Source organism: Bradyrhizobium sp. Mp27 (assembly GCF_029953005.1).
GTDB classification, from domain to species: Bacteria; Pseudomonadota; Alphaproteobacteria; order Rhizobiales; family Xanthobacteraceae; genus Bradyrhizobium; species Bradyrhizobium barranii.
In genome coordinates, this window is the sequence record NZ_JASAUS010000034.1 from 1 (window position 1) to 19162 (window position 19162).

The 19162-nt window shown below is 64.3% G+C and carries 19 protein-coding genes; 7 read left to right on the forward strand and 12 right to left on the reverse strand.

From position 1 onward, the window contains the following. The first annotated feature begins 120 nt into the window (after positions 1-120). Complete coding sequence (locus tag QJT78_RS18880) at positions 121-1587, forward strand: amidase family protein (protein ID WP_028153660.1); 1467 nt, start codon at positions 121-123, stop codon at positions 1585-1587. A 146-nt stretch (positions 1588-1733) separates the two neighbouring features. After that, the gene (locus QJT78_RS18885) at positions 1734-3362 is read left to right on the forward strand and encodes an outer membrane beta-barrel protein (protein ID WP_240537590.1); all 1629 of its coding nucleotides are present in this window, start codon (positions 1734-1736) and stop codon (positions 3360-3362) included. Between the two features lie 74 nt (positions 3363-3436). On the opposite strand, the gene QJT78_RS18890 is transcribed toward QJT78_RS18885, so the two are convergent. From QJT78_RS18890 to QJT78_RS18915, 6 genes are all read right to left on the reverse strand, one after another. Further along, a complete protein-coding gene (locus QJT78_RS18890) occupies positions 3437-3643 on the reverse strand; it encodes a DUF2158 domain-containing protein (RefSeq protein WP_028153663.1) in 207 nt (68 codons plus the stop codon). A gap of 329 nt (positions 3644-3972) precedes the next feature. Continuing rightward, positions 3973-4722, reverse strand: a complete 750-nt coding sequence (locus QJT78_RS18895; protein WP_028153664.1) for an HAD family hydrolase — start codon at positions 4720-4722, stop codon at positions 3973-3975. Continuing rightward, complete coding sequence (gene hemF, locus QJT78_RS18900; RefSeq protein ID WP_038943440.1) at positions 4713-5600, reverse strand: oxygen-dependent coproporphyrinogen oxidase; 888 nt, start codon at positions 5598-5600, stop codon at positions 4713-4715. Before hemF ends, QJT78_RS18895 begins: the two co-directional genes overlap by 10 nt. A 115-nt stretch (positions 5601-5715) precedes the next feature. Continuing rightward, a complete protein-coding gene (locus tag QJT78_RS18905) occupies positions 5716-6081 on the reverse strand; it encodes a 6-carboxytetrahydropterin synthase (protein ID WP_028153666.1) in 366 nt (121 codons plus the stop codon). Between the two features lie 17 nt (positions 6082-6098). Beyond that, on the reverse strand, positions 6099-6734 hold the full coding sequence (gene queE, locus QJT78_RS18910; protein WP_028153667.1) for a 7-carboxy-7-deazaguanine synthase: 636 nt from the start codon (positions 6732-6734) through the stop codon (positions 6099-6101). Between the two features lie 18 nt (positions 6735-6752). After that, a complete protein-coding gene (locus QJT78_RS18915; RefSeq protein ID WP_014497389.1) occupies positions 6753-7211 on the reverse strand; it encodes a tRNA (cytidine(34)-2'-O)-methyltransferase in 459 nt (152 codons plus the stop codon). 278 nt (positions 7212-7489) lie between these two features. On the opposite strand from QJT78_RS18915, the gene petA reads away from it, so the two are divergent. The 5 genes from petA (at position 7490) to QJT78_RS18940 (ending at position 14037) form a co-directional block, all read left to right on the forward strand. After that, positions 7490-8020 (forward strand): ubiquinol-cytochrome c reductase iron-sulfur subunit, encoded by a 531-nt coding sequence (gene petA / locus QJT78_RS18920; protein ID WP_028153668.1) that lies wholly within the window; start codon positions 7490-7492, stop codon positions 8018-8020. 62 nt (positions 8021-8082) lie between these two features. Then, positions 8083-10146: a cytochrome b/c1 gene (gene fbcH / locus QJT78_RS18925; protein ID WP_038943443.1), complete on the forward strand. Its 2064-nt coding sequence runs from the start codon at positions 8083-8085 to the stop codon at positions 10144-10146. A 269-nt stretch (positions 10147-10415) separates the two neighbouring features. Continuing rightward, on the forward strand, positions 10416-11090 hold the full coding sequence (locus QJT78_RS18930; RefSeq protein ID WP_028153670.1) for a dienelactone hydrolase family protein: 675 nt from the start codon (positions 10416-10418) through the stop codon (positions 11088-11090). A gap of 232 nt (positions 11091-11322) precedes the next feature. After that, positions 11323-13488 carry an anthranilate synthase component I gene (locus QJT78_RS18935; protein WP_028153671.1) on the forward strand — a complete coding sequence of 722 codons (2166 nt, stop codon included), beginning with the start codon at positions 11323-11325 and terminating at the stop codon, positions 13486-13488. A 9-nt stretch (positions 13489-13497) separates the two neighbouring features. Then, on the forward strand, positions 13498-14037 hold the full coding sequence (locus QJT78_RS18940; protein ID WP_038943444.1) for an adenine phosphoribosyltransferase: 540 nt from the start codon (positions 13498-13500) through the stop codon (positions 14035-14037). Positions 14038-14061: 24 nt separating this feature from the next. Here QJT78_RS18940 and QJT78_RS18945 read toward each other — a convergent pair whose 3' ends face one another. The 6 genes from QJT78_RS18945 to QJT78_RS18970 all read right to left on the reverse strand — a co-directional run bounded on the left by QJT78_RS18945 (position 14062) and on the right by QJT78_RS18970 (position 19083). Continuing rightward, entirely contained in the window at positions 14062-14394 is a 333-nt protein-coding gene (locus QJT78_RS18945) for a GIY-YIG nuclease family protein (protein ID WP_038943446.1), read from the reverse strand. Between the two features lie 89 nt (positions 14395-14483). Then, on the reverse strand, positions 14484-15152 hold the full coding sequence (locus QJT78_RS18950; RefSeq protein ID WP_038943447.1) for a hypothetical protein: 669 nt from the start codon (positions 15150-15152) through the stop codon (positions 14484-14486). Between the two features lie 60 nt (positions 15153-15212). After that, the gene (locus tag QJT78_RS18955) at positions 15213-15965 is read right to left on the reverse strand and encodes a hypothetical protein (protein ID WP_028150713.1); all 753 of its coding nucleotides are present in this window, start codon (positions 15963-15965) and stop codon (positions 15213-15215) included. 205 nt (positions 15966-16170) lie between these two features. Continuing rightward, entirely contained in the window at positions 16171-17373 is a 1203-nt protein-coding gene (locus QJT78_RS18960; RefSeq protein WP_028150714.1) for a M48 family metalloprotease, read from the reverse strand. Positions 17374-17405: 32 nt separating this feature from the next. Beyond that, positions 17406-17966, reverse strand: coding sequence for a LemA family protein (locus QJT78_RS18965; protein ID WP_014497379.1), 561 nt, complete (start codon positions 17964-17966; stop codon positions 17406-17408). Positions 17967-18102: 136 nt separating this feature from the next. After that, positions 18103-19083 (reverse strand): small ribosomal subunit Rsm22 family protein, encoded by a 981-nt coding sequence (locus QJT78_RS18970; RefSeq protein WP_028150715.1) that lies wholly within the window; start codon positions 19081-19083, stop codon positions 18103-18105. Positions 19084-19162 lie beyond the last annotated feature (79 nt).

The window sequence follows — 19162 nt, forward strand, 5'->3', positions numbered from 1 at the left end:
AGCACGCCTCAAGCACCTTGCGATCTTTCCTCGAAAGGTGGACTTCTCTTGCTTCGGGTATCATCCCGACCTTGAATCACGACTCACGTTCCAAGAAAAGTGGGTACTAGCGAGGATTTCATGGACGACACGAGCACGGCTTCACGACACATCGCATCGCGACAAAGCACAGATGTCGACACGCTTGGGCTCGCAACCGCTGCAGCAGCGATTCGCAACGGCGACATTACCTCGGAGGCCTACACCGCGGCGCTTTTACAGCGCGCCCGAGCGCTTGCTGAGCTGAACGCCTTCATCACCATCGACGAGGCCGGGGTGCTGGCGGCCGCGAGGGCCGCAGACAAATCGCGTGCGGCCGGATCGGCGGCCCCGCTTCTTGGCGTGCCGCTTGGAGTGAAGGACAGTTATTTGACGAAAGGGCTACCTACCAGCCTGGGCGTTGAAGGTCTCGCTCGCTTCGTGCCGCGCGAAGATGCCGACGCTGTCCGGGCCATTAAGGGGGCGGGCGCTTTGGTCTTCGGCAAGAACAACCTCGTCGAGATGTCGTACGGCTTGACCGGTCATAACGCACGTTACGGCCAGGTGAAGAATCCGCACGCACGAGATCGCGTGTCGGGCGGCTCCTCGAGCGGCTCCGCCGCATCCGTGGCCGCTGGCCTCGTTCCCGCGTCCTTGGGCGGTGACACCGTCGGGTCCATCCGGGTACCCGCATCGTTCTGCGGGGTCGTGGGATTTAAGCCAACCACCGGGCGTTGGCCGCGCTACGGCGTTGCGCCGATCTCCCATACGCTCGACACGACGGGCGCATTCGCGCGTAGCGTTGAGGACTGCATTCTGGTGGATCAGGTCGTGACCGGCGAACAGGCAGCGGAGTCCTCCGACGGCGGCTACGGCCTGAAGGGTGTCAGGCTGGCCTTCGCGCCGCGACAGTTTCTGGATCTGGTGGATTCAGAAGTCGAGACCCGCTTCCGCGAGGTGGTTCGGCGCTTGCAGGACGCCGGCGCCGAGGTCGTTGAAGTAGACCTTGGCGACGATTTCAATTCCCTCGTCCAAACCGCAACATGGGGCATCTTCGCTCATGAGACGATGGGCGAAATTTCAGAGTTTCTTCGCCGCCATGACATTCCGACCACGTTCGAGGCCATTTACGAGGGCCTTAAGCCCCAACTTCGGCAGGCGTGGGGGCACATCGTACTGCCGGGTGGCGCAGGTGCTACCTCGGCAGAGGCCTATCAGACTGCGCTCGACGTGAGCCGGCCGGAAATCCAGCGCCGGCTCAACATGGCGTTCGTCTCTCATGGAGCGCTGGTCATTCTGCAACCGACCACGCCCTGCACGGCGCCTTTGATCGACGAGCAGGCGACCGTCCATATCGCGGGGCAGGAGGTTAGCTACCTCGCTTTGGCGAACCACACCGTGTCGGCAAGCAGCGTGGGGTTGCCCGGTGTCAGCCTTCCTGTTGGCTTGTCTCGCGCGGGGCTGCCGATCGGGCTTGAGCTGGATGCCCCCTTAGGGAGCGACCGGGGGCTTCTAAGCCTTGCCCGCGGCATCGAGGGCATCTTGGGCGCAGAGTCGAGTGCGATCTAACGTCGTGATCGACCAGCATCGGTTTTCAGTCGGTTTGGCAGCGATAATGTCGATCCAGTGGCCCAGCAACTTGATCGCGACTTCCAAGCTTTGCTGGAAGCGGCCGCAGCGTAAGGGCCGCGGGATATTGGTGGAGAGGAGAGAAGATGCGCTTCGAGAAAGGTCATAAGGCGGCGACGCGACGGCACATCATCGATGTGGCGTCGAAGTGCATGCGCCGGAACGGCATCTCCGCCACCGGGATCGCCGGGACCATGGACGAGGCCGGCCTGACCAAAGGCGCATTCTCTCCGCACTTCGAATCCAAAGACGCGCTCGTTCGCGAGGCGCTGGCGAGCGCGCTCGACGACCAGCAACATCGCCTCGATGAGGATCAGCGGAGAGGCCTGGACCTTGAGGGCGCGATCCGGAGCTACCTGAACCGCGCTCACCTCGAAGACCCGACGGGCGGATGCCCCTCGGCGGCGTTGCTCCCCGAAATCGCCCGACAGCCCCTGTCCACCAGGAAAGATTACGAGAAGGGGCTGCGAAGCTACGTTGCGACATTGGCCGCACTGCTCCTGACGCAGATGCATCAGCGAGCCGCCGCCGCGCGACCGCCATCTTCGGTCTCTTGGTGGGCACCCTTCAGTTCGCGCGGGCCGTGCCCAACGCTGCGCAGGCGGAGCAGATCCTGGAAGGCGGCGTTGAGGCCGCCTTGCACTTGGCACGAGCTCCCTCTCGCTAGATTAGGAAGCCGGGAGAGGCAGTCCCTCGAGGTCCGCTTCACCAAACAGAGCAGACACGGCGTCGCATTGTCCGCCCCGAGCAGCGAAGGGCGTCGCCGGCTCCGAGCGCAACGATTGGGCGATCTGATTCGCGCATTCAATCGCGCTTTGATGCTGCGTTGGTTTTGCTTCATGATGATTGGCAGGCCGCCAGTGCGGCTCAATAAGGGGGGTGTTGAAATGAGGAAGTTTTCGCTTGTATTGCTGTCGACAGTCGCTCTCGGCCCGATCACAGCCCAGGCTGCGGATCTGGCGCCGGTCCGTATGTCGTCGAAGGCTCCCGCTCAGGTGGGCAACTGGACGGGATTCTATATCGGCGGCAACGTTGGTTATGGCTGGGGCAGCTACGATGCGTCGAACGCCACTGGGACAATCGTGAACTCGAATGGCGGTTCGGGCATCTATGCCTTCAACCCCGTATCCGGCAACGGTAATGGCGTCACCGCCGGTATCCAAGCCGGCTACAACTGGCAGATTGAACAGACGGTGCTCGGCATTGAGGCTGATTGGCAGTATCTCAATTCAAAGGCCAGCACCGGCAACTCGGCTATTGCTGTTCCCGTCTTCATCGGCGGCAATTTCAGCGGCAGCACTTCCGTCAGCACCGATTGGTATGCGACCTTCCGTGGCCGAGTGGGTTATGCGTTTGGGCCGGCGTTGCTTTACGCGACTGGCGGTATTGCGTTGGCCGATACCAAGGTCAATGCGAACGCTACGGGCAGTATCGTCACTGCCCTCTTCCCGCCAACCCTGGGACCGCTGGGCTCCATGAGCGCTTCTGACAGCGCCGTCCTGATCGGCTACGCGGTTGGCGGCGGTTTCGAATATGCTCTGGGGGCAGGGTGGTCGGTCAAGGGCGAGTATCTGCACATGGGCTTCGGCACGAAAGGCTACAACTTGACCGGCTCGCTTCAATCGCCGGCCGGGTTGACGGGCGTCATCGCGACTCACGTCGATATCAAGCCGAGCTTCGACATCGCGCGCGTTGGTGTGAACTATCGCTTCTGATCAGCGGATCTGAAGACGTGAAGAAAGGGAGGCTTCAGGTCTCCCTTTCTCGCAATCGCAGGCCTTAGGCGTGCCTACTCGTCATCCTCGTCTTCGTCCTCATCCTCGTCGTGATCTTCCACTTCCAGGCGGTCGAGCGCGGCCAGCGGCAGCGTCTCGCGGAACAGATCGCCTTCCGAGCCCATCCAGAGGCAGAGGATGTCGTCGCCTTTCACCTCTGCGACGGTCAGCGGCTGGCCGCCGGATTTCAGCATCACGACGTCGCCGGTTTTCAGTTCCATGGATGGTCCTTTCGGGGTTGATCGACGAGAGGGGAGGCTAGCAAGCCGTCATGACAGGCCGATCACGGGCTATGGGACCCGTGAATTCGCCGCGGCTTGCGCAGACTGCCGAAACGTCGATGGCAGAGGTTCGAGTGGGGGATCGCTCGAGGTCACCAGGGGCTATTCCGTCCCAGGCCCGGCGATGATGGCATCATGCGCCTGTTTTGCCCGACGCGTCAAATGATTTCGTAAAATCAGCAATGAATTGCGTTTGCGGCAAGCTGTTGAAATTGCAGCAGCCGGCTACTGTGCATGGGGTTGTTTTCGATGTTTTGTTTTCGCCTGGGTTACGGCTGGTCCGGCACGAGTTCGGTCAGCGAGCGGATGATGCGGTCGGGCTTGACGGCCGAGCCTTTGGGCAGGCCGTCGCCATGCACGTCGATCCAGATCGAGTAGATGCCGAGGCGCTGCGGCGTCACGACTTCCCATTCCAGATTGTCGCCGATCATCCAGGTGTCTTTCGCGGTGACGCCGAGCGCCTCCATCGCGTGCAGATAGGCGCGCTCCTCGGGCTTGCCGAAACCGTGCTCGCCCTCGATCTGGATGTGATCGAAGCGATGAGTCAGCTCGAAGCGCTCGACCTTGGCGCGCTGCATGTCGGCGGCGCCGTTGGTGACCAGCGCGAGTTTGACGCCGCGTGCCTTGAACGCGTCGATCGCATCATGCGCGCCGGGGAACACGAAGATCGCTTCTTCGCGATAGGTCGTGAAGCGGTTGGCGAGGCGATCGGCGAGATCGTCGGAGAGGGCGCGGTGGCCGTCGGCGGCGAGCGCGGCGAAGCCGCCCCGCACCGTGAGCCGCCGCGCCTCGCCAAGCTTCATCCGCCACGCGGCTTCCGCGTTCGCCCAGAAGTTTCGTGCGAAGGCCAAAACTGCGGTCGCGACCTGCTGCGGCGGCAGCGGCGCGAGCTCGTCGGCAAATTCTTCTGCGATCGTATTCCAGGCGATCTCGGGCCGGCCGTAGGCCGACAGGATGGTGTCGTCCATGTCGATCAGCATGGCGCGCGGTAGCGGAGGCATCGCGGTGCTCATGGCCATTTCACCTCCGGCGGCAGCGACGATAGGATGGAGTCCACGTTGCCGCCGGTCTTGAGCCCGAAGATCGTGCCGCGGTCGTAGAGCAGGTTGAATTCGACATAGCGTCCGCGCCGGATCAATTGCTCCTCGCGATCCTCAGCGGTCCAGGCGCTCGCGAAATTGCGCCTGACGATGTCAGGGTAGATTTTCTGGAAGGCGCGGCCGACATCCTGGGTGAAGGCGAGGTCGGCGTCCCAGTCGCCGCTGTCGTGCCAGTCGTAGAAGATGCCGCCGATGCCGCGCGCCTCTTTCCGGTGTGGCAGGTAGAAATACTCGTCGCACCATTTCTTGTACTTGTCGTAGTCGGCAACGCCGTTCGGGCCCGTGCAGGCCTCCTTCATCGCGGCGTGGAAGGCGAGCGTGTCGGGATCGTCCTGCGTGCGCCGGCGGTCGAGCACCGGCGTGAGATCGGCGCCGCCGCCGAACCAGGCTTTTGTGGTGACGACGAAGCGGGTGTTCATGTGCACGGCGGGCACGTGCGGATTGCGCAGATGCGCGATCAGCGAGATGCCGGAGGCCCAGAACTTGGGGTCGTCTGCCGCGCCCGGGATCTGGGCGCGAAACTCGGGCGCGAATTCGCCGTGCACCGTCGAGCAGTGCACGCCGACCTTCTCGAACAGGCGGCCGGACATCATCGACATCACGCCGCCGCCACCGGGCGCGCCGGTATGATCGGTGCGCTGCCAGGGCGTGCGTTTGAAGCGCCCGGCCGCGCCCGGATAAAGGCTTTCCGGCGCGTCATCCTCCAGCCGCTCGAAGCTCGCGCAGATGTCGTCGCGCAAAGCTTCGAACCAGGCGCGGGCGCGCGTCTTGCGGTCTTCGATTGTTGAGGCGTCCATGTCCAATTCCAAAACCGGTCTCGTAGGGTGGGCAAAGGCGCTCTTGCGCCGTGCCCACCATCTTCACTGTCGTCCTGATTGGTGGGCACGCTTCGCTTTGCCCACCCTACGAATTTCACCCCTGCGGACCGTAATAGGTGCAGCTCTCGTTGCAACTGTCGCGGTGGATGCTGACGCGGGTGAGCTTGCCGATATGCTGGAGCCGCTCCCAGACGAAGCGCGAGAGGTTTTCCAGCGTCGGTGTGCCCAGCGCCTCGATCTTGTTGAGGTATTTGTGGTCCAGCGTGAGCCGCACGTCCTCGATGGCGCGCTGGACGAGGCCGAGATCGACCACCATGCCGGTCGCAGGGTCGGGCGTGCCGCGCAACGTCACCTCGGCGCGGAAGGAGTGGCCGTGGATCTCCTCGCTCGCGGCGCCAAAGGTCGTTCCCGACAATGAGTGCGCCGCCTCGAAGCGGAACGATTTCGTCAATTCCCACATCTGTTCGAAAACCAATCCTATCTGATGCCGAGCGATTTATGCGTCTGCACGCTCAGCCGCCATTGCGGATGGCGAAGGCAATAGTCGATCGCACGCACGGTGTTTTGGGCAACCTCGGGTCCGTCCATCGGCTGCAGCGAGAAGCGTTCGAAGGCGAGGCTCTCGAAGGTCTCGGGGGCGGCGAGGGCCTGCGGATAGACCAGCTTCAGCTCGTGGCCGCGGCGCTGGACGAGCTCGCTGCCGCCTTTGGGGCTGACACAGATCCAGTCGAGCCCCTCAGGCGCCGCAATCGTGCCATTGGTCTCGACGCCGATCTCGAAGCCGCGGGCGTGGAGGGCGTCGATCAGCGCGGCGTCGACCTGGAGCAGCGGCTCGCCGCCGGTGAGCACCACGTAGCGGTTGTTGTCGGTGGCAGCCGTCCATTGAGCGGCAATGGTGTCGGCGAGTTCCGCGGCCGAGGCATAGCGGCCGCCGAGCGTGCCGTCGGTGCCGACGAAGTCGGTGTCGCAGAATTTGCAGGTCGCGGCCTCGCGGTCGGCCTCGCGGCCGCTCCAGAGGTTGCAGCCGGCAAAACGGCAGAACACGGACGCGCGGCCGGCATGGGCGCCTTCGCCTTGCAGGGTCAGGAAGATTTCCTTGACCGCGTAACTCAATGATCTCTCCTCAACATATCAAACTTGCGGGTTCCGGAGCTGCCGCAGCGCCTCGCCTGCGGCCATCGCCGCGGTCATGGCGACATTGAGCGACCGCAGCCCCGCCGTGATCGGGATTACCAGCCGCGCATCCGCAGCCTCGACCACCGCGTCGGTGACGCCGGCGCTCTCGCGCCCGAATAGCAGGATGTCCGACGTCTGGTAATGAAAATCGCGGTAATCAGTGGCGGCCTTGGTGGTGAACAGCAGCAGGCGGTAGCCCTGTGTCGCACGCCAGTCCTCGAATTTCGACCAGGAGTCGTGGCGGGTCACGCTGACATGATCGAGGTAGTCCATTCCCGCCCGGCGGAACAAGCGGTCGGAGAACGGGAAGCCTGCCGGCTCGATGATGTGGGCGGCCATGCCCAGGCAGGCACAGAGCCTGAGAATCGTGCCGGTGTTCTGGGCAATGTCGGGTTGGAAAAGCGCGATCTGCATGGGCTGTATCGGGGTCGGTGCGGGCCGGAAATGTCTCAATAAAACATCGCTGGCCGCGGAATTCGTGCATTGCACGCCCCCACGCCGTTAGCGGGCTTGCGCTCGCCCGGCAAGGGTGCCAATAGAACGATTCTGGACTGCTGTTTTCGCCCTGTTTCGGTGGGGACAAGTGAAGTTCTGCCGCCGCGGGGGGCCGCGGGCGCCGGCATACTGTTTTGGGGACCTTGGGGGCTCCCGGAACGGTTCCGCCGGCAGCATAAGAAGAAAGGGTTGGAATCGTGACGACAGCGTCTTCGGCGGACCATCCGACACGCCGTGATTTCTTATTCGTTGCAACGGGGGCAGCTGCAGCAGTAGGGGGCGCAGCTGCGCTCTGGCCCTTCATCTCTCAAATGAATCCCGATGCGTCGACCATCGCCGCCGGTGCGCCGATCGAGGTCGATCTCAGCCCGATCGCCGAGGGGCAGGACATCAAGGTGTTCTGGCGCGGCAAGCCGATCTACGTCAGCCACCGCACCAAGAAGCAGATCGACGAGGCGCGCGCCGTCAACGTGGCGAGCCTGCCCGATCCGCAGTCCGACGAGGCCCGGGTCAAGCCGGGCCACGAGCAGTGGCTGGTCGTGATCGGCATCTGCACCCATCTCGGCTGCATTCCGATCGCTCATGAGGGCAATTACGACGGGTTCTTCTGCCCCTGCCATGGTTCGCAGTACGATTCGTCCGGCCGCATCCGCCAGGGGCCCGCGCCCGCGAACCTGCCGGTGCCGCCGTACCAGTTCGTTTCCGACACCAAAATCCAGATCGGCTGAGCTTCGGGCCTTCGCCCGAAGCTTCGCGCCGTCTCGTCGTTATATTTCCTCAGGATCGCATCATGAGCGGACCATCCGACTACCAGCCGAGCAATCCGGCCCTGCAATGGATCGAGCGACGTCTGCCGATCATCGGTCTCGTCCATTCCTCCTTCGTCGTCTATCCCACCCCGCGCAACCTGAACTACTGGTGGACCTTCGGCGCCATCCTCTCCTTCATGCTGGGGATGCAGATCCTGACCGGTGTTGTCCTGGCGATGCACTACACGCCGCATGCCGATCTCGCCTTCAAGTCGGTCGAGCTGATCGTCCGTGACGTCAATTACGGCTGGCTGCTGCGCAACATGCATGCCTGCGGCGCGTCGATGTTCTTCTTCGCGGTCTACGTCCACATGCTGCGCGGCCTCTATTACGGCTCCTACAAGGAGCCGCGCGAGGTGCTCTGGATCCTCGGCGTCATCATCTACCTCCTGATGATGGCGACCGGCTTCATGGGCTACGTGCTGCCGTGGGGCCAGATGAGCTTCTGGGGCGCCACCGTCATCACCAATCTGTTCTCCGCCATTCCCTATGTCGGCGAGAGCATCGTGACGCTGCTGTGGGGCGGCTATTCGGTCGGCAACCCGACGCTGAACCGCTTCTTCTCGCTGCACTATCTGCTGCCGTTCCTGATCGCGGGCGTCGTCGTGCTCCACGTCTGGGCGTTGCATGTCGCCGGCCAGAACAATCCTGACGGCGTCGAGCCGAAGACGGAAAAGGACACGGTGCCGTTCACGCCGCACGCGACCATCAAGGACGGGTTCGGTGTCGCCTGCTTCCTGCTGCTCTACGCCTGGTTCATCTTCTACATGCCGAACTATCTCGGCGACGCCGACAACTACATCCCGGCGAACCCGGGCGTGACGCCGCCGCACATCGTGCCGGAATGGTATTACCTGCCGTTCTACGCGATCCTGCGTTCGATCCCGAACAAGCTCGCGGGCGTGATCGGGATGTTCTCGGCGATCATCATCCTGTGCTTCCTGCCCTGGCTCGATGCCGCCAAGACCAGGTCGTCGAAGTACCGGCCGCTGGCCAAGCAGTTCTTCTGGATCTTCGTCGCGGTCTGCATCCTGCTCGGCTATCTCGGCGCGCAGCCGCCGGAAGGCATCTACGTGATCGCCGGCCGGGTCCTGACGGTCTGCTATTTCGCCTATTTCCTGATTGTGCTGCCGCTGCTCTCGCGCATCGAGACGCCGCGGCCGGTGCCGAACTCGATCTCGGAGGCGATCCTGGCCAAGGGCGGCAAGGCGGTGGCCTCGGTCGCCATCGCGCTCGTTGCTGCCGGCGCGCTGTTCCTCGGCAGCCTTCAGGACGCTCGCGCCTCCGAAGGCAGCGAGAGGCCGCCGGGCAACAAATGGTCGTTCTCCGGCCCTTTCGGTAAGTACGACCGCGGCGCGCTCCAGCGCGGCCTGAAGGTCTACAAGGAGGTCTGCTCGAGCTGCCATGGCCTGTCCTACATCGCCTTCCGCAACCTCGCGGAAGCCGGCGGCCCCGGCTATTCGGTGGCGCAGGCAGCGGCGTTTGCGTCCGACTACAAGGTCAAGGACGGCCCGAACGATGCGGGCGACATGTTCGAGCGCCCGGGCCGGCCGGCGGACTATTTCCCCTCGCCATTCCCGAACGAGCAGGCGGCCCGTGCGGCGAACGGCGGTGCGGCGCCGCCCGATTTGTCGCTGATCACCAAGGCGCGCTCCTACGGCCGCGGCTTCCCCTGGTTCATCTTCGACTTCTTCACCCAGTACCAGGAGCAGGGCCCGGACTATGTCGCAGCGGTGCTCCAGGGCTTTGAGGACAAGGTGCCTGAGGGCGTCACCATCCCGGAAGGCTCCTACTACAACAAGTACTTCCCGGGTCACGCCATCAAGATGCCGAAGCCGCTCAGCGACGGCCAGGTGACCTATGACGACGGCTCGCCGACCACGGTCGCGCAATATTCCAAGGACGTCACCACGTTCCTGATGTGGACCGCCGAACCCCACATGGAAGCTCGCAAGCGCCTCGGCTTCCAGGTGTTCGTGTTCCTGATCATCTTCGCGGGCCTGATGTACTTCACCAAGAAGAAGGTCTGGTCCGACTCCCACTGAGCGGATCGAGACGAAAATGAAGAAGTCCCCGTAAGGGGGCTTTTTTGTTGCCCGTGTCGCGGACGCGCTGCAGCTTGCGACGCTGCTGCGCAGAGCCGGGACCCAGCATGCTTGTGGCTGGGCCCCGGATCAGCAACGCACCACGCGAAGGGCGGCGCGTTGCATTGCATCCGGGGCACAAGAGTGTGTTGTTTGGCGCGATTGCTTATCGCCCTCACACCCGCCAAAATAGTTTCAACCGCTCCCCCAGAAACTCATCGGAGGACACCATGGGAACCGCCATCACCTTCAAGCGCCCGGACGGCAAGGACGCCTCGGGCTATCTCGCCAACGCCGCGCGCGGCAACGCGCCGGGCGTGGTCGTGATCCAGGAATGGTGGGGCCTGTCGGACCAGATCAAGGGCCTGTGCGACCGCTTTGCGCTCGCCGGTTTCGATGCGCTGGCGCCCGATCTCTACAAGGGCAAGGTGGTACCGTATCACGACATGGACGCCGCCGGCAAAGAGATGAACTCGCTCGACTTCATGGACGCCACCACGCAGACCGTGCGCGGCGCCACGCAATATCTGTCGCGCAACGGCGCCAAGGTCGGGCTGACAGGCTTCTGCCTCGGCGGCGCCGTCACCATCATCGGCGCGACCAAGATTCCGGAGCTCGCGGCCGGCGTCGTGTTCTACGGCATCCCGCCGGAGCAGGCGGCCAAGCCCGCGGACGTCAAGATCCCGCTCCAGGCCCATTTCGCCAACAAGGACGACTGGTGCACGCCGCAACTGGTCGATGCCTTTGAAAACGGCATGAAGGCCGCCGGCAAGTCGCTCGAGCTGTTCCGCTATGACGCCGAACACGCCTTCGTCAACGAGCAGCGCCAGGCCGTGCACGACCGCGAAGCCGCCGAGCTCGCCTGGGGCAGGGCTACGGAGTTTTTCAGGAAGCATCTCGGCTGATCGCCTGGAGCTCGGACGGCGCCCGCCCACCCTTGACGCCGTCCCCGCGCCATGGTGAGTATCCGCCCCATGAGCACCGCCGTCCGCCCAGCCCGTCTTTGGTGGCGCACCTCCTAAAGAGGTGGCCGGTGCGATTTCATTTCTCAAAATCGTCGAAGGTCGCCACGCAGTGCGGCGGCCTGATCGTTTGTCCTGTGTGGCGTTTCCTCGGCAAGTTTCGTAAGAGGACGACATGAACAGGACAGTCTTTGCCCTCCCGGCCCGAAGCGACTACGTGACCCGCGGCGGTCTCGCGATCACGCGCGTGGCGGAGCAGTTCACCGGCGGCGCCAACAGGCTCGACGATCTCATCAACCTGCTCGACCGCCGCCGCGGCGTGGTGCTGTCCTCGGGCACGACCGTGCCCGGCCGCTACGAGAGCTTTGACCTCGGTTTCTCCGACCCGCCGCTCAAGCTTGAGACCACAGGCGTCAATTTCAAGCTGGAAGCGCTCAATGAACGCGGGCAGGTGCTGATCGCCTTCCTCGCAGACGTGCTGCGCGAGCCCTGCGTCGTGATCTCCGAGACGAGCGCCACGCGGCTTGCCGGCCACATCATCCGCGGCGATGCGCCGGTCGAGGAAGACCAGCGCACGCGGCGCGCCAGCGTGATGTCGCTGGTGCGCGATCTCGTCGCCGCCTTCTCCGCCAACGATGACGGGCTGCTCGGCCTGTTCGGCGCTTTCGCCTACGATCTCGTGTTCCAGATCGAGGACCTCGTGCAGAAGCGCGCACGCGAACAGGACCAGCGCGACATCGTGCTCTACGTCCCCGATCGCCTGCTCGCCTACGACCGCGCGACCGGCCGCGGCGTGGTGCTGAGCTACGATTTTGCGTGGAAGGGCAAGTCCACCGAAGGCCTGCCGCGCGAGACCGTCGAGAGCCCGTACCTCAAGACGCCGCGCCAGGGCTTTGCCGATCACGCGCCCGGCGAATATCAGGCCACCGTCGAGACCGCGCGCGCGGCTTTCGCGCGCGGCGATCTGTTTGAGGCCGTGCCCGGGCAACTCTTCGCCGAGCCCTGCGATCGCTCGCCGGCGGAAGTGTTCCAGCGCCTCTGCGTCATCAACCCGTCGCCCTACGGCGCCCTGATGAATCTCGGCGAGGGCGAGTTCCTCGTCTCCGCCTCGCCGGAAATGTTCGTGCGCTCCGACGGGCGCCGCGTCGAGACCTGCCCGATCTCGGGCACGATCGCGCGCGGCACCGATGCGATCGGCGATGCCGAGCAGATCCGCCAGCTCCTGAACTCGGAGAAGGACGAGTTCGAGCTCAACATGTGCACCGACGTCGATCGCAACGACAAGGCGCGCGTCTGCGTGCCCGGCACGATCAAGGTCTTGGCGCGCCGCCAGATCGAGACCTACTCAAAACTGTTCCACACCGTCGATCACGTCGAGGGTATGCTGCGTCCCGGCTTCGACGCGCTCGATGCCTTCCTCACCCATGCCTGGGCGGTGACGGTGACTGGCGCGCCAAAACTCTGGGCGATGCAGTTCGTCGAGGATCACGAACGCTCGCCGCGGCGCTGGTATGCCGGCGCGATCGGCGCGGTGAATTTCGACGGCAGCATCAACACCGGCCTCACCATCCGCACCATCCGCATGAAGGATGGTCTGGCCGAGGTGCGCGTCGGCGCGACCTGCCTGTTCGATTCCGATCCTGCGGCCGAAGACCGCGAGTGCCAGGTCAAGGCCGCAGCCCTGTTCCAGGCGCTGCGCGGCGATCCGCCAAAGCCGCTGTCGGCCTTCGCGCCCGATGCGACCGGCTCGGGCAAGCAGGTGCTGCTGATCGATCACGACGACAGCTTCGTGCACATGCTGGCCGATTATTTCCGCCAGGTCGGCGCCGACGTCACCGTGGTCCGCCATGTGCATGCGCTCGACATGCTCAAGCGGAAGAGGTGGGATTTGCTGGTGCTGTCGCCCGGACCAGGCAGGCCCGAAGATTTCGGGATCAAGAAGACCATCGATGCGGCGCTGGAGAAGAAGCTGCCGGTGTTCGGCGTCTGTCTCGGCGTGCAGGCGATCGGCGAATATTTCGGCGGCGAGCTCGGCCAGCTCACCCATCCCGCGCACGGCCGGCCCTCGCGGGTGCAGGTCCGGGGCGGACGCCTGATGCGCAATTTGCCGAACGAGATCGTCATCGGCCGCTATCACTCGCTCTATGTCGAGCGCGACAGCATGCCCGAGGTGCTTGATGTCACCGCCAGCACCGAGGACGGCGTCGCCATGGCGCTCGAGCACAAGACGCTGCCGGTTGCCGGCGTGCAGTTCCACCCGGAATCGCTGATGTCGCTCAGCGGCGAGGTGGGTTTGAAGATTGTCGAGAATGCGTTCCGGCTGGATGCACCGGTTAATTGAGAGGCACGAATGACCTTTGACCACGATTTGAAGGCGAGCGTCCGCACCATCGTCGACTATCCCAAGCCGGGGATCATGTTCCGCGACATCACGACCCTGCTCGCCGATGCGCGCGCGTTCCGCCGCGCGGTCGACGAGCTCGTCAATCCCTGGGCCGGCAACAAGATCGACAAGGTCGCCGGCATGGAGGCGCGCGGCTTCATCATCGGCGGCGCGGTGGCGCATCAGCTCTCGGCCGGCTTCGTGCCGATCCGGAAAAAAGGCAAGCTGCCGCACACCACCGTGCGCATTGCCTACTCGCTCGAATACGGCATCGACGAGATGGAGATGCATGTCGACGCGATCCAGCCCGGCGAGCGCGTCATCCTGGTCGACGATCTCATCGCCACCGGCGGCACCGCGGAAGGCGCGGTGAAGCTCCTCCGCCAAATCGGCGCCAATGTCGTCGCCGCCTGCTTCATCGTCGATCTGCCCGATCTCGGCGGTGCCGCCAAGCTGCGCGCGATGGACGTGCCCGTGCGAACGCTGATGACGTTCGAAGGGCATTGAGCTCCGTCGGCGCCCCGGCGATCGTCAGATCGCCTCGGCCTTCAATGCGGACCGCCAATGCAGCATGCGCTCCTTCAGGAGCGCGTTCCTGACGTAGTCCGTTTCCTCATCTTCCAGCCGCTCGCATTCGCCGAACGTCAGGCCCGCCTCGCCATGCGCGTTCCAGGCGGCCTGGAGGGTACGGCAGGTGTGGCTGCCCTGGCGGAGCGAGAACCAGATGCGGTTCTGGATGGTCTGCAGGTTCGGCGCCTGGCCGACCCAGGCCTCGCCCGATACCGCACAGCGGACGACGTAGATGCCCGCAATGGTCTTGCGCTCCTTGTAGGCGGCGATGGCTGCCTTCCGGTCGATGCTCACGGTGGGGCCTTGCTGAGAGGGATACCGATCTCCGCCTCAATAGGCGCGGCCAAGCCCGCAGTCAATAATGCCCGGGTAAAATTATCGCCTCAGGAGCTTTGCAGGATCAGGCTGAGCTCGAGCTCGCGGAAGGCGAGGTAGTTCCGCCGGGTCCACTGGTGCAGCTCGGTGGAGGTGTCCTTCTCCTGGCGCAGATAGCCGGTGAAGGAGAAGTTGAGCCGGTCGATATAGGTCTTGAGGAAGCCGGGCAGTGCGGGCAGGCGGAACAGCCGCCCGGTCGCCATCGCGGCCGGCAGCTCGCCGCGCACGACGTGCTCATTGTCCACCGTGATCAGGTTCATCCGGGGGATCTGCCCGCGCAGCATTTCGTGGGCCCGGGCCGAGACGCGATCGGTATCGGCGACGAACAGGATCATCGGCGCGACGTGGCGACGCGCGGCCTCCTTGAACAGGCCGATCTCGTCGCTCATCTTGAAGAACTCGTCGAAGGCGTGGAAGCCGAGGTCGATCACCTTGGCCATGCCGTCATCGACGATGACGCGGTCCATCAGCTGCATCTTGCCGTAGGTGTCGATCACATCAGCCGTTTCGGTGACCTTCGGCAGATAGTCGAGCAGCGACGGCTCCTTCAGATTGACGTCGAAGGCCGCGACGTCGCCGTTCTTGAGCAGCAGAAATTCGCTCAAAAGCCGCGCCAGCAGCGTCTTGCCGACCTGCGGGCGGGGCGAGCAGATGATGTAAAGGGGCGTCGCGGGCATCGGCAGCTATATCAGGCGAACTCACCGCCCAATCCAGCCGTATCAGCCCGGGCTCTGCAACTATTTTTCGCTGTTGCGGGTGGCGGGTTTCGAGCCGACGATGTCGGTCAGCCGGATCCGGTCGAACTCGCTCCAGACATTCGCCAGCCAGTGGCGGACATAGCCGCGCAGCACGAAGGAATAGTTCGCCGCCTCGTCGTTGATGCCCTTGTTGGCGACGAATTTCAGGAACGGGACGGAGGACACCTCGACCTGCTCATAGGCCATTTCGTTGAGCTTGGGGATGGTCAGCTCGGTCGCGTCCTTGATGCGGTGGAAGTAGGAATTGTAGGTCGCCTGATCCCACTGGAAGAACTGGGTGTCGTTGATGAAGTTCTTCACCAGGAAATATTTTGCGCCGCCCATGTAGCCCGCGGTCTCGGCGATTTCGTCGAGCGACGCGATCGAGGGGCCGAGGATGTGGAACACCGCGAAGGTGATCTGGCCGGCCTTGGCGGCGTCGAGGAAGCCGATGTCGCGCAGCGAGGCCAGCGCCGGCGAGAGCAGGCCCGCGCGGACGTCGATCACCGTCACCGACGGGCTCGCCGCGTTGAGCGTGTCGAAGATCTTCATCTGGTCCGAGGTCGTCATCATGTCGACGATCTCGGTGATCTCGGGGTGGAAGCGCTTCAGGGTTCCGCGCGGCGACTCCGTGTCGAAGGCGCGCGTCGGTACGTTGTTGGCGGAAAAATAATCGAGCAAGGTGCGCGACACCGTGGTCTTGCCCACCCCGCCCTTGTCCGCGCCCACCACAACCACTGCCGGCTTTGCCATTGCTGTCCCCTAACGCGCCCTCCGATTGCGCCTTGCAATCGGTCGGGCCCCAAATCGATGTCCCAAGGATGTCCCAAGTCTGCTGTTGGGCGCGAACATGGCAGAAACAAGGGAGAATTCAAATCCTCGGCCTCTGGTTGTGGCAATTTCCGAGGTTTTTCCCAATCGCAACGTAACCCTTCGCAAGTCGCTTAAAATCGCGCCTTTAACGACGGCCCCATGGACCCATCGGATTGCCGGCTGCAGTTCCGGAGGGAGCGGGCACGGGCGGCGGACCGGCCGAGCCGCCTGCATCGTCCCAAGGCCCCTGGCGCAACGGCGGCGGGCCGTCCTGGCGCTCCACCTGCGCCTCAGGCTCGTCCGCCTCGTCGGGCGGCGGCAGCGGGCCGGGATCATGGCCGCCGGCGAACTTGACCAGCGCGTCGACCCGGGACTGCACCGAGGGATGGGTCGCGAACAAATCGGCAAAGCCCTCGCGCGGATTGTCGACGCAGAACTCCATCACCGCCGAGGTCGCGCCCGGCAGCTCGCCGCGGTTCTCGATCTTGCGCAGCGCCGAGATCATGGCGTCCGGATTTTTCGTCAGCTCGACGGAGCCTGCGTCGGCGAGATATTCGCGCGAACGCGACAGCGCGAGCTTCACCACCTGCGACAACAGCCACGCCACCACGATCAGCACGACCGCGATGATGATCACGATCACCGCGCCGCCGCCGGAGCTCTTGCTGTCGCTAGACGAAGAGGACGATCGCGACGATGAGGACGAGCCCGACGACCACGAGCCGCCGGAGCCGGAGCTCCAGTTGAAGCTCGTGAACAGGCGGAAGAACAACTCGCCGAAGAAGCCGACCACGCCGGCGATGATGACGGCGACGACCATCAGCTGGACGTCGCCGTTCTTGATGTGGGTCAGCTCGTGGCCCAGCACCGCCTCGATCTCCTTGTCATCAAGCGCATTGAGGAGACCCGTGGTCACGGTGATCGAATATTGCCGCGGATTGAGGCCGGTCGCGAACGCGTTCAGCGCCGGGCTCTCCATGATCTTCAGCTTCGGCATCGTGATGCCGCGCGAGATGCAGAGGTTTTCGAGCAGATTGTAGAGCCGCGGCTCTTCCTGCCGGGTGACGTCGTGGCCGCCGGTCACGGCATCGATCATCGACTGGTGGAAGAAATAGGCGATGACGATCCAGACGGCCGCCGCGATCGTCGCGAAGGGGGCGGCTTTGAGCAGGTCGGCGAAGGCGCGGCTCAGATAGTAGGCGACAGTGCCATTGCTGTTGATGACGACTTCCGCGACCAGCGCGCCGGCATAAACCAGCACGTAGACCAGCATGAACAGGCCGGCGAGCAGCAGCATCGAACGAAACTTGTTCGAGGCGATGTGCGTGTAGAGACCATACGCGGCCATGACGCGATGCCCTGCCGGCCTATCGGCTCAACTCAGAACTTCACCTGCGGAGTGGCCTCGACTTCGGTGCGGCTGGCGCCGAGATCGAAGAAGTCCTTCTTGGTGAAGCCGAACATGCCGGCGAACAAGGCGGCGGGCATCTGCTGGATGCCGGTGTTGTATTCCTGGACCGCGTTGTTGAAGAAGCGGCGGCTCGCCGCGATCTTGTTCTCAAGGTCGGAGAGTTCGCTAGCGAGCTGCTGGAAGTTGGCGTTGGCCTTGAGGTCCGGATAGGCCTCTGACAGCGCGATCAGCCGGCCGAGCGCGCCGGAGAGCTGGTTCTCGGCGGCAGATACCTGCGCCGGCCCCTGCGCCGACATCGCCGAGTTGCGCGCCTTGATGACATCGTCGAGTGTGCCACGCTCGTGCGAGGCATAGCCCTTCACCGTCTCGACCAGGTTCGGGATCAGATCGTGGCGCTGCTTGAGCTGCACGTCGATGTCGGCAAATGCTTGGCCGACGCGCTGGCCCAGCGCCACCAGCCGGTTGTAGGCGCTGAACGCCAGGAACACGAGGACGACGATGACGCCGAGAACGATCCAGCCGGTCGACATGGAGAACTCCTGAAGGGGGAAGAAGGCGGGCGCAGCCTAGACCAAATTGGCGCAGGACGAGAGCCCGGCGCAGAGGAAGGTAAGACTTGGTCGAATGGGGAACCATCCGAGTTCAAGGCAAAAGCGGCCGACGAAGTTAACTTTCGGCAATGACCGCGTCGCCCCAGCGCCAGCGCCGGGCGTTTGCATAGCCGGCCTTGTCGCGTCGCGGGACCTTGGTGATGGCGAGGTCGCCCTCCGTGCAAAGCTTCGCTGTGATCTCGGCCTTGCCGACATCCGGCGGCGCCAGCACGCGCGCGGCACGTGTTGCGGGCGCTGTCCGGGTCAGGGCGACATAGATGAAGCGCTCGTCTTCGAACGGCACCTCCGCGCCCTTGATCTGCCGGTGCGCTTGCGAGCGCGGCAGGCGCTGGCTGAAATGGCACCAGTCGGGTGCCGTGAGCGGGCAGGGCTTTTCGTGCGGGCAGGGCGCGGCGACATAGGCACCTAGCGCGATCAGCTGCTGGCGCAGCGCGAGGATGCGCGCGTAGCCGGCCGGTGTGCCGGGCTCGATCACCACCAGCGCGTGGCGCGCTTTCGCCCACATCGTTTCCGCCAGCTTGCGCTGATCGGTCTCGCTGAGCTCGCCGACGACGTAGCTCGCAACGACGAGATCGGCTTGCGAGACCTCGGCGAGGTTGGCACCGGCGTCGCCCGGCAGATAGCGGCAATCAGCGAGCCGCGTGCTGTCATGCGCCAGTTCGAGCGCGAGACGGCTGAGCGTGGCGTTGGCGTCGAGCAGGGTGAAATCTTGCAGCGACGGAAACGCCTCCGCAGCGGCCCAGCTGGCGGTGCCCGGACCTGCGCCAACGTCGAGCAGCGTTTCAGGCGCGAAGTCCGGCGCCATCTCGGTCAGCGCATTCAGGCTGGCCGCCACGGCCGCATAGGTTGCCGGCATCCGCGCCAGCGCATAGGCGAGCGCGTCGGCCTCCGACTTGATGGTGCCGGAGGTGCCGCCTGCGCGATAGGTGGTCGAGATCTTTTGCGAGCGCTGTGCGGCGTCGGTGCGCGAAAAGCCCAGGAGCTTGCCGTCGAGGGCGGCTTTCAGTTCGGCGGGGAGGGTGGGAACTATCATCATCCGCAGTCATGCCCCGCGAAGGCGGGGCATCCAGTATTCCGAGACAGCGCCGTTACACCGAGACGGCGCGGCGTACTGG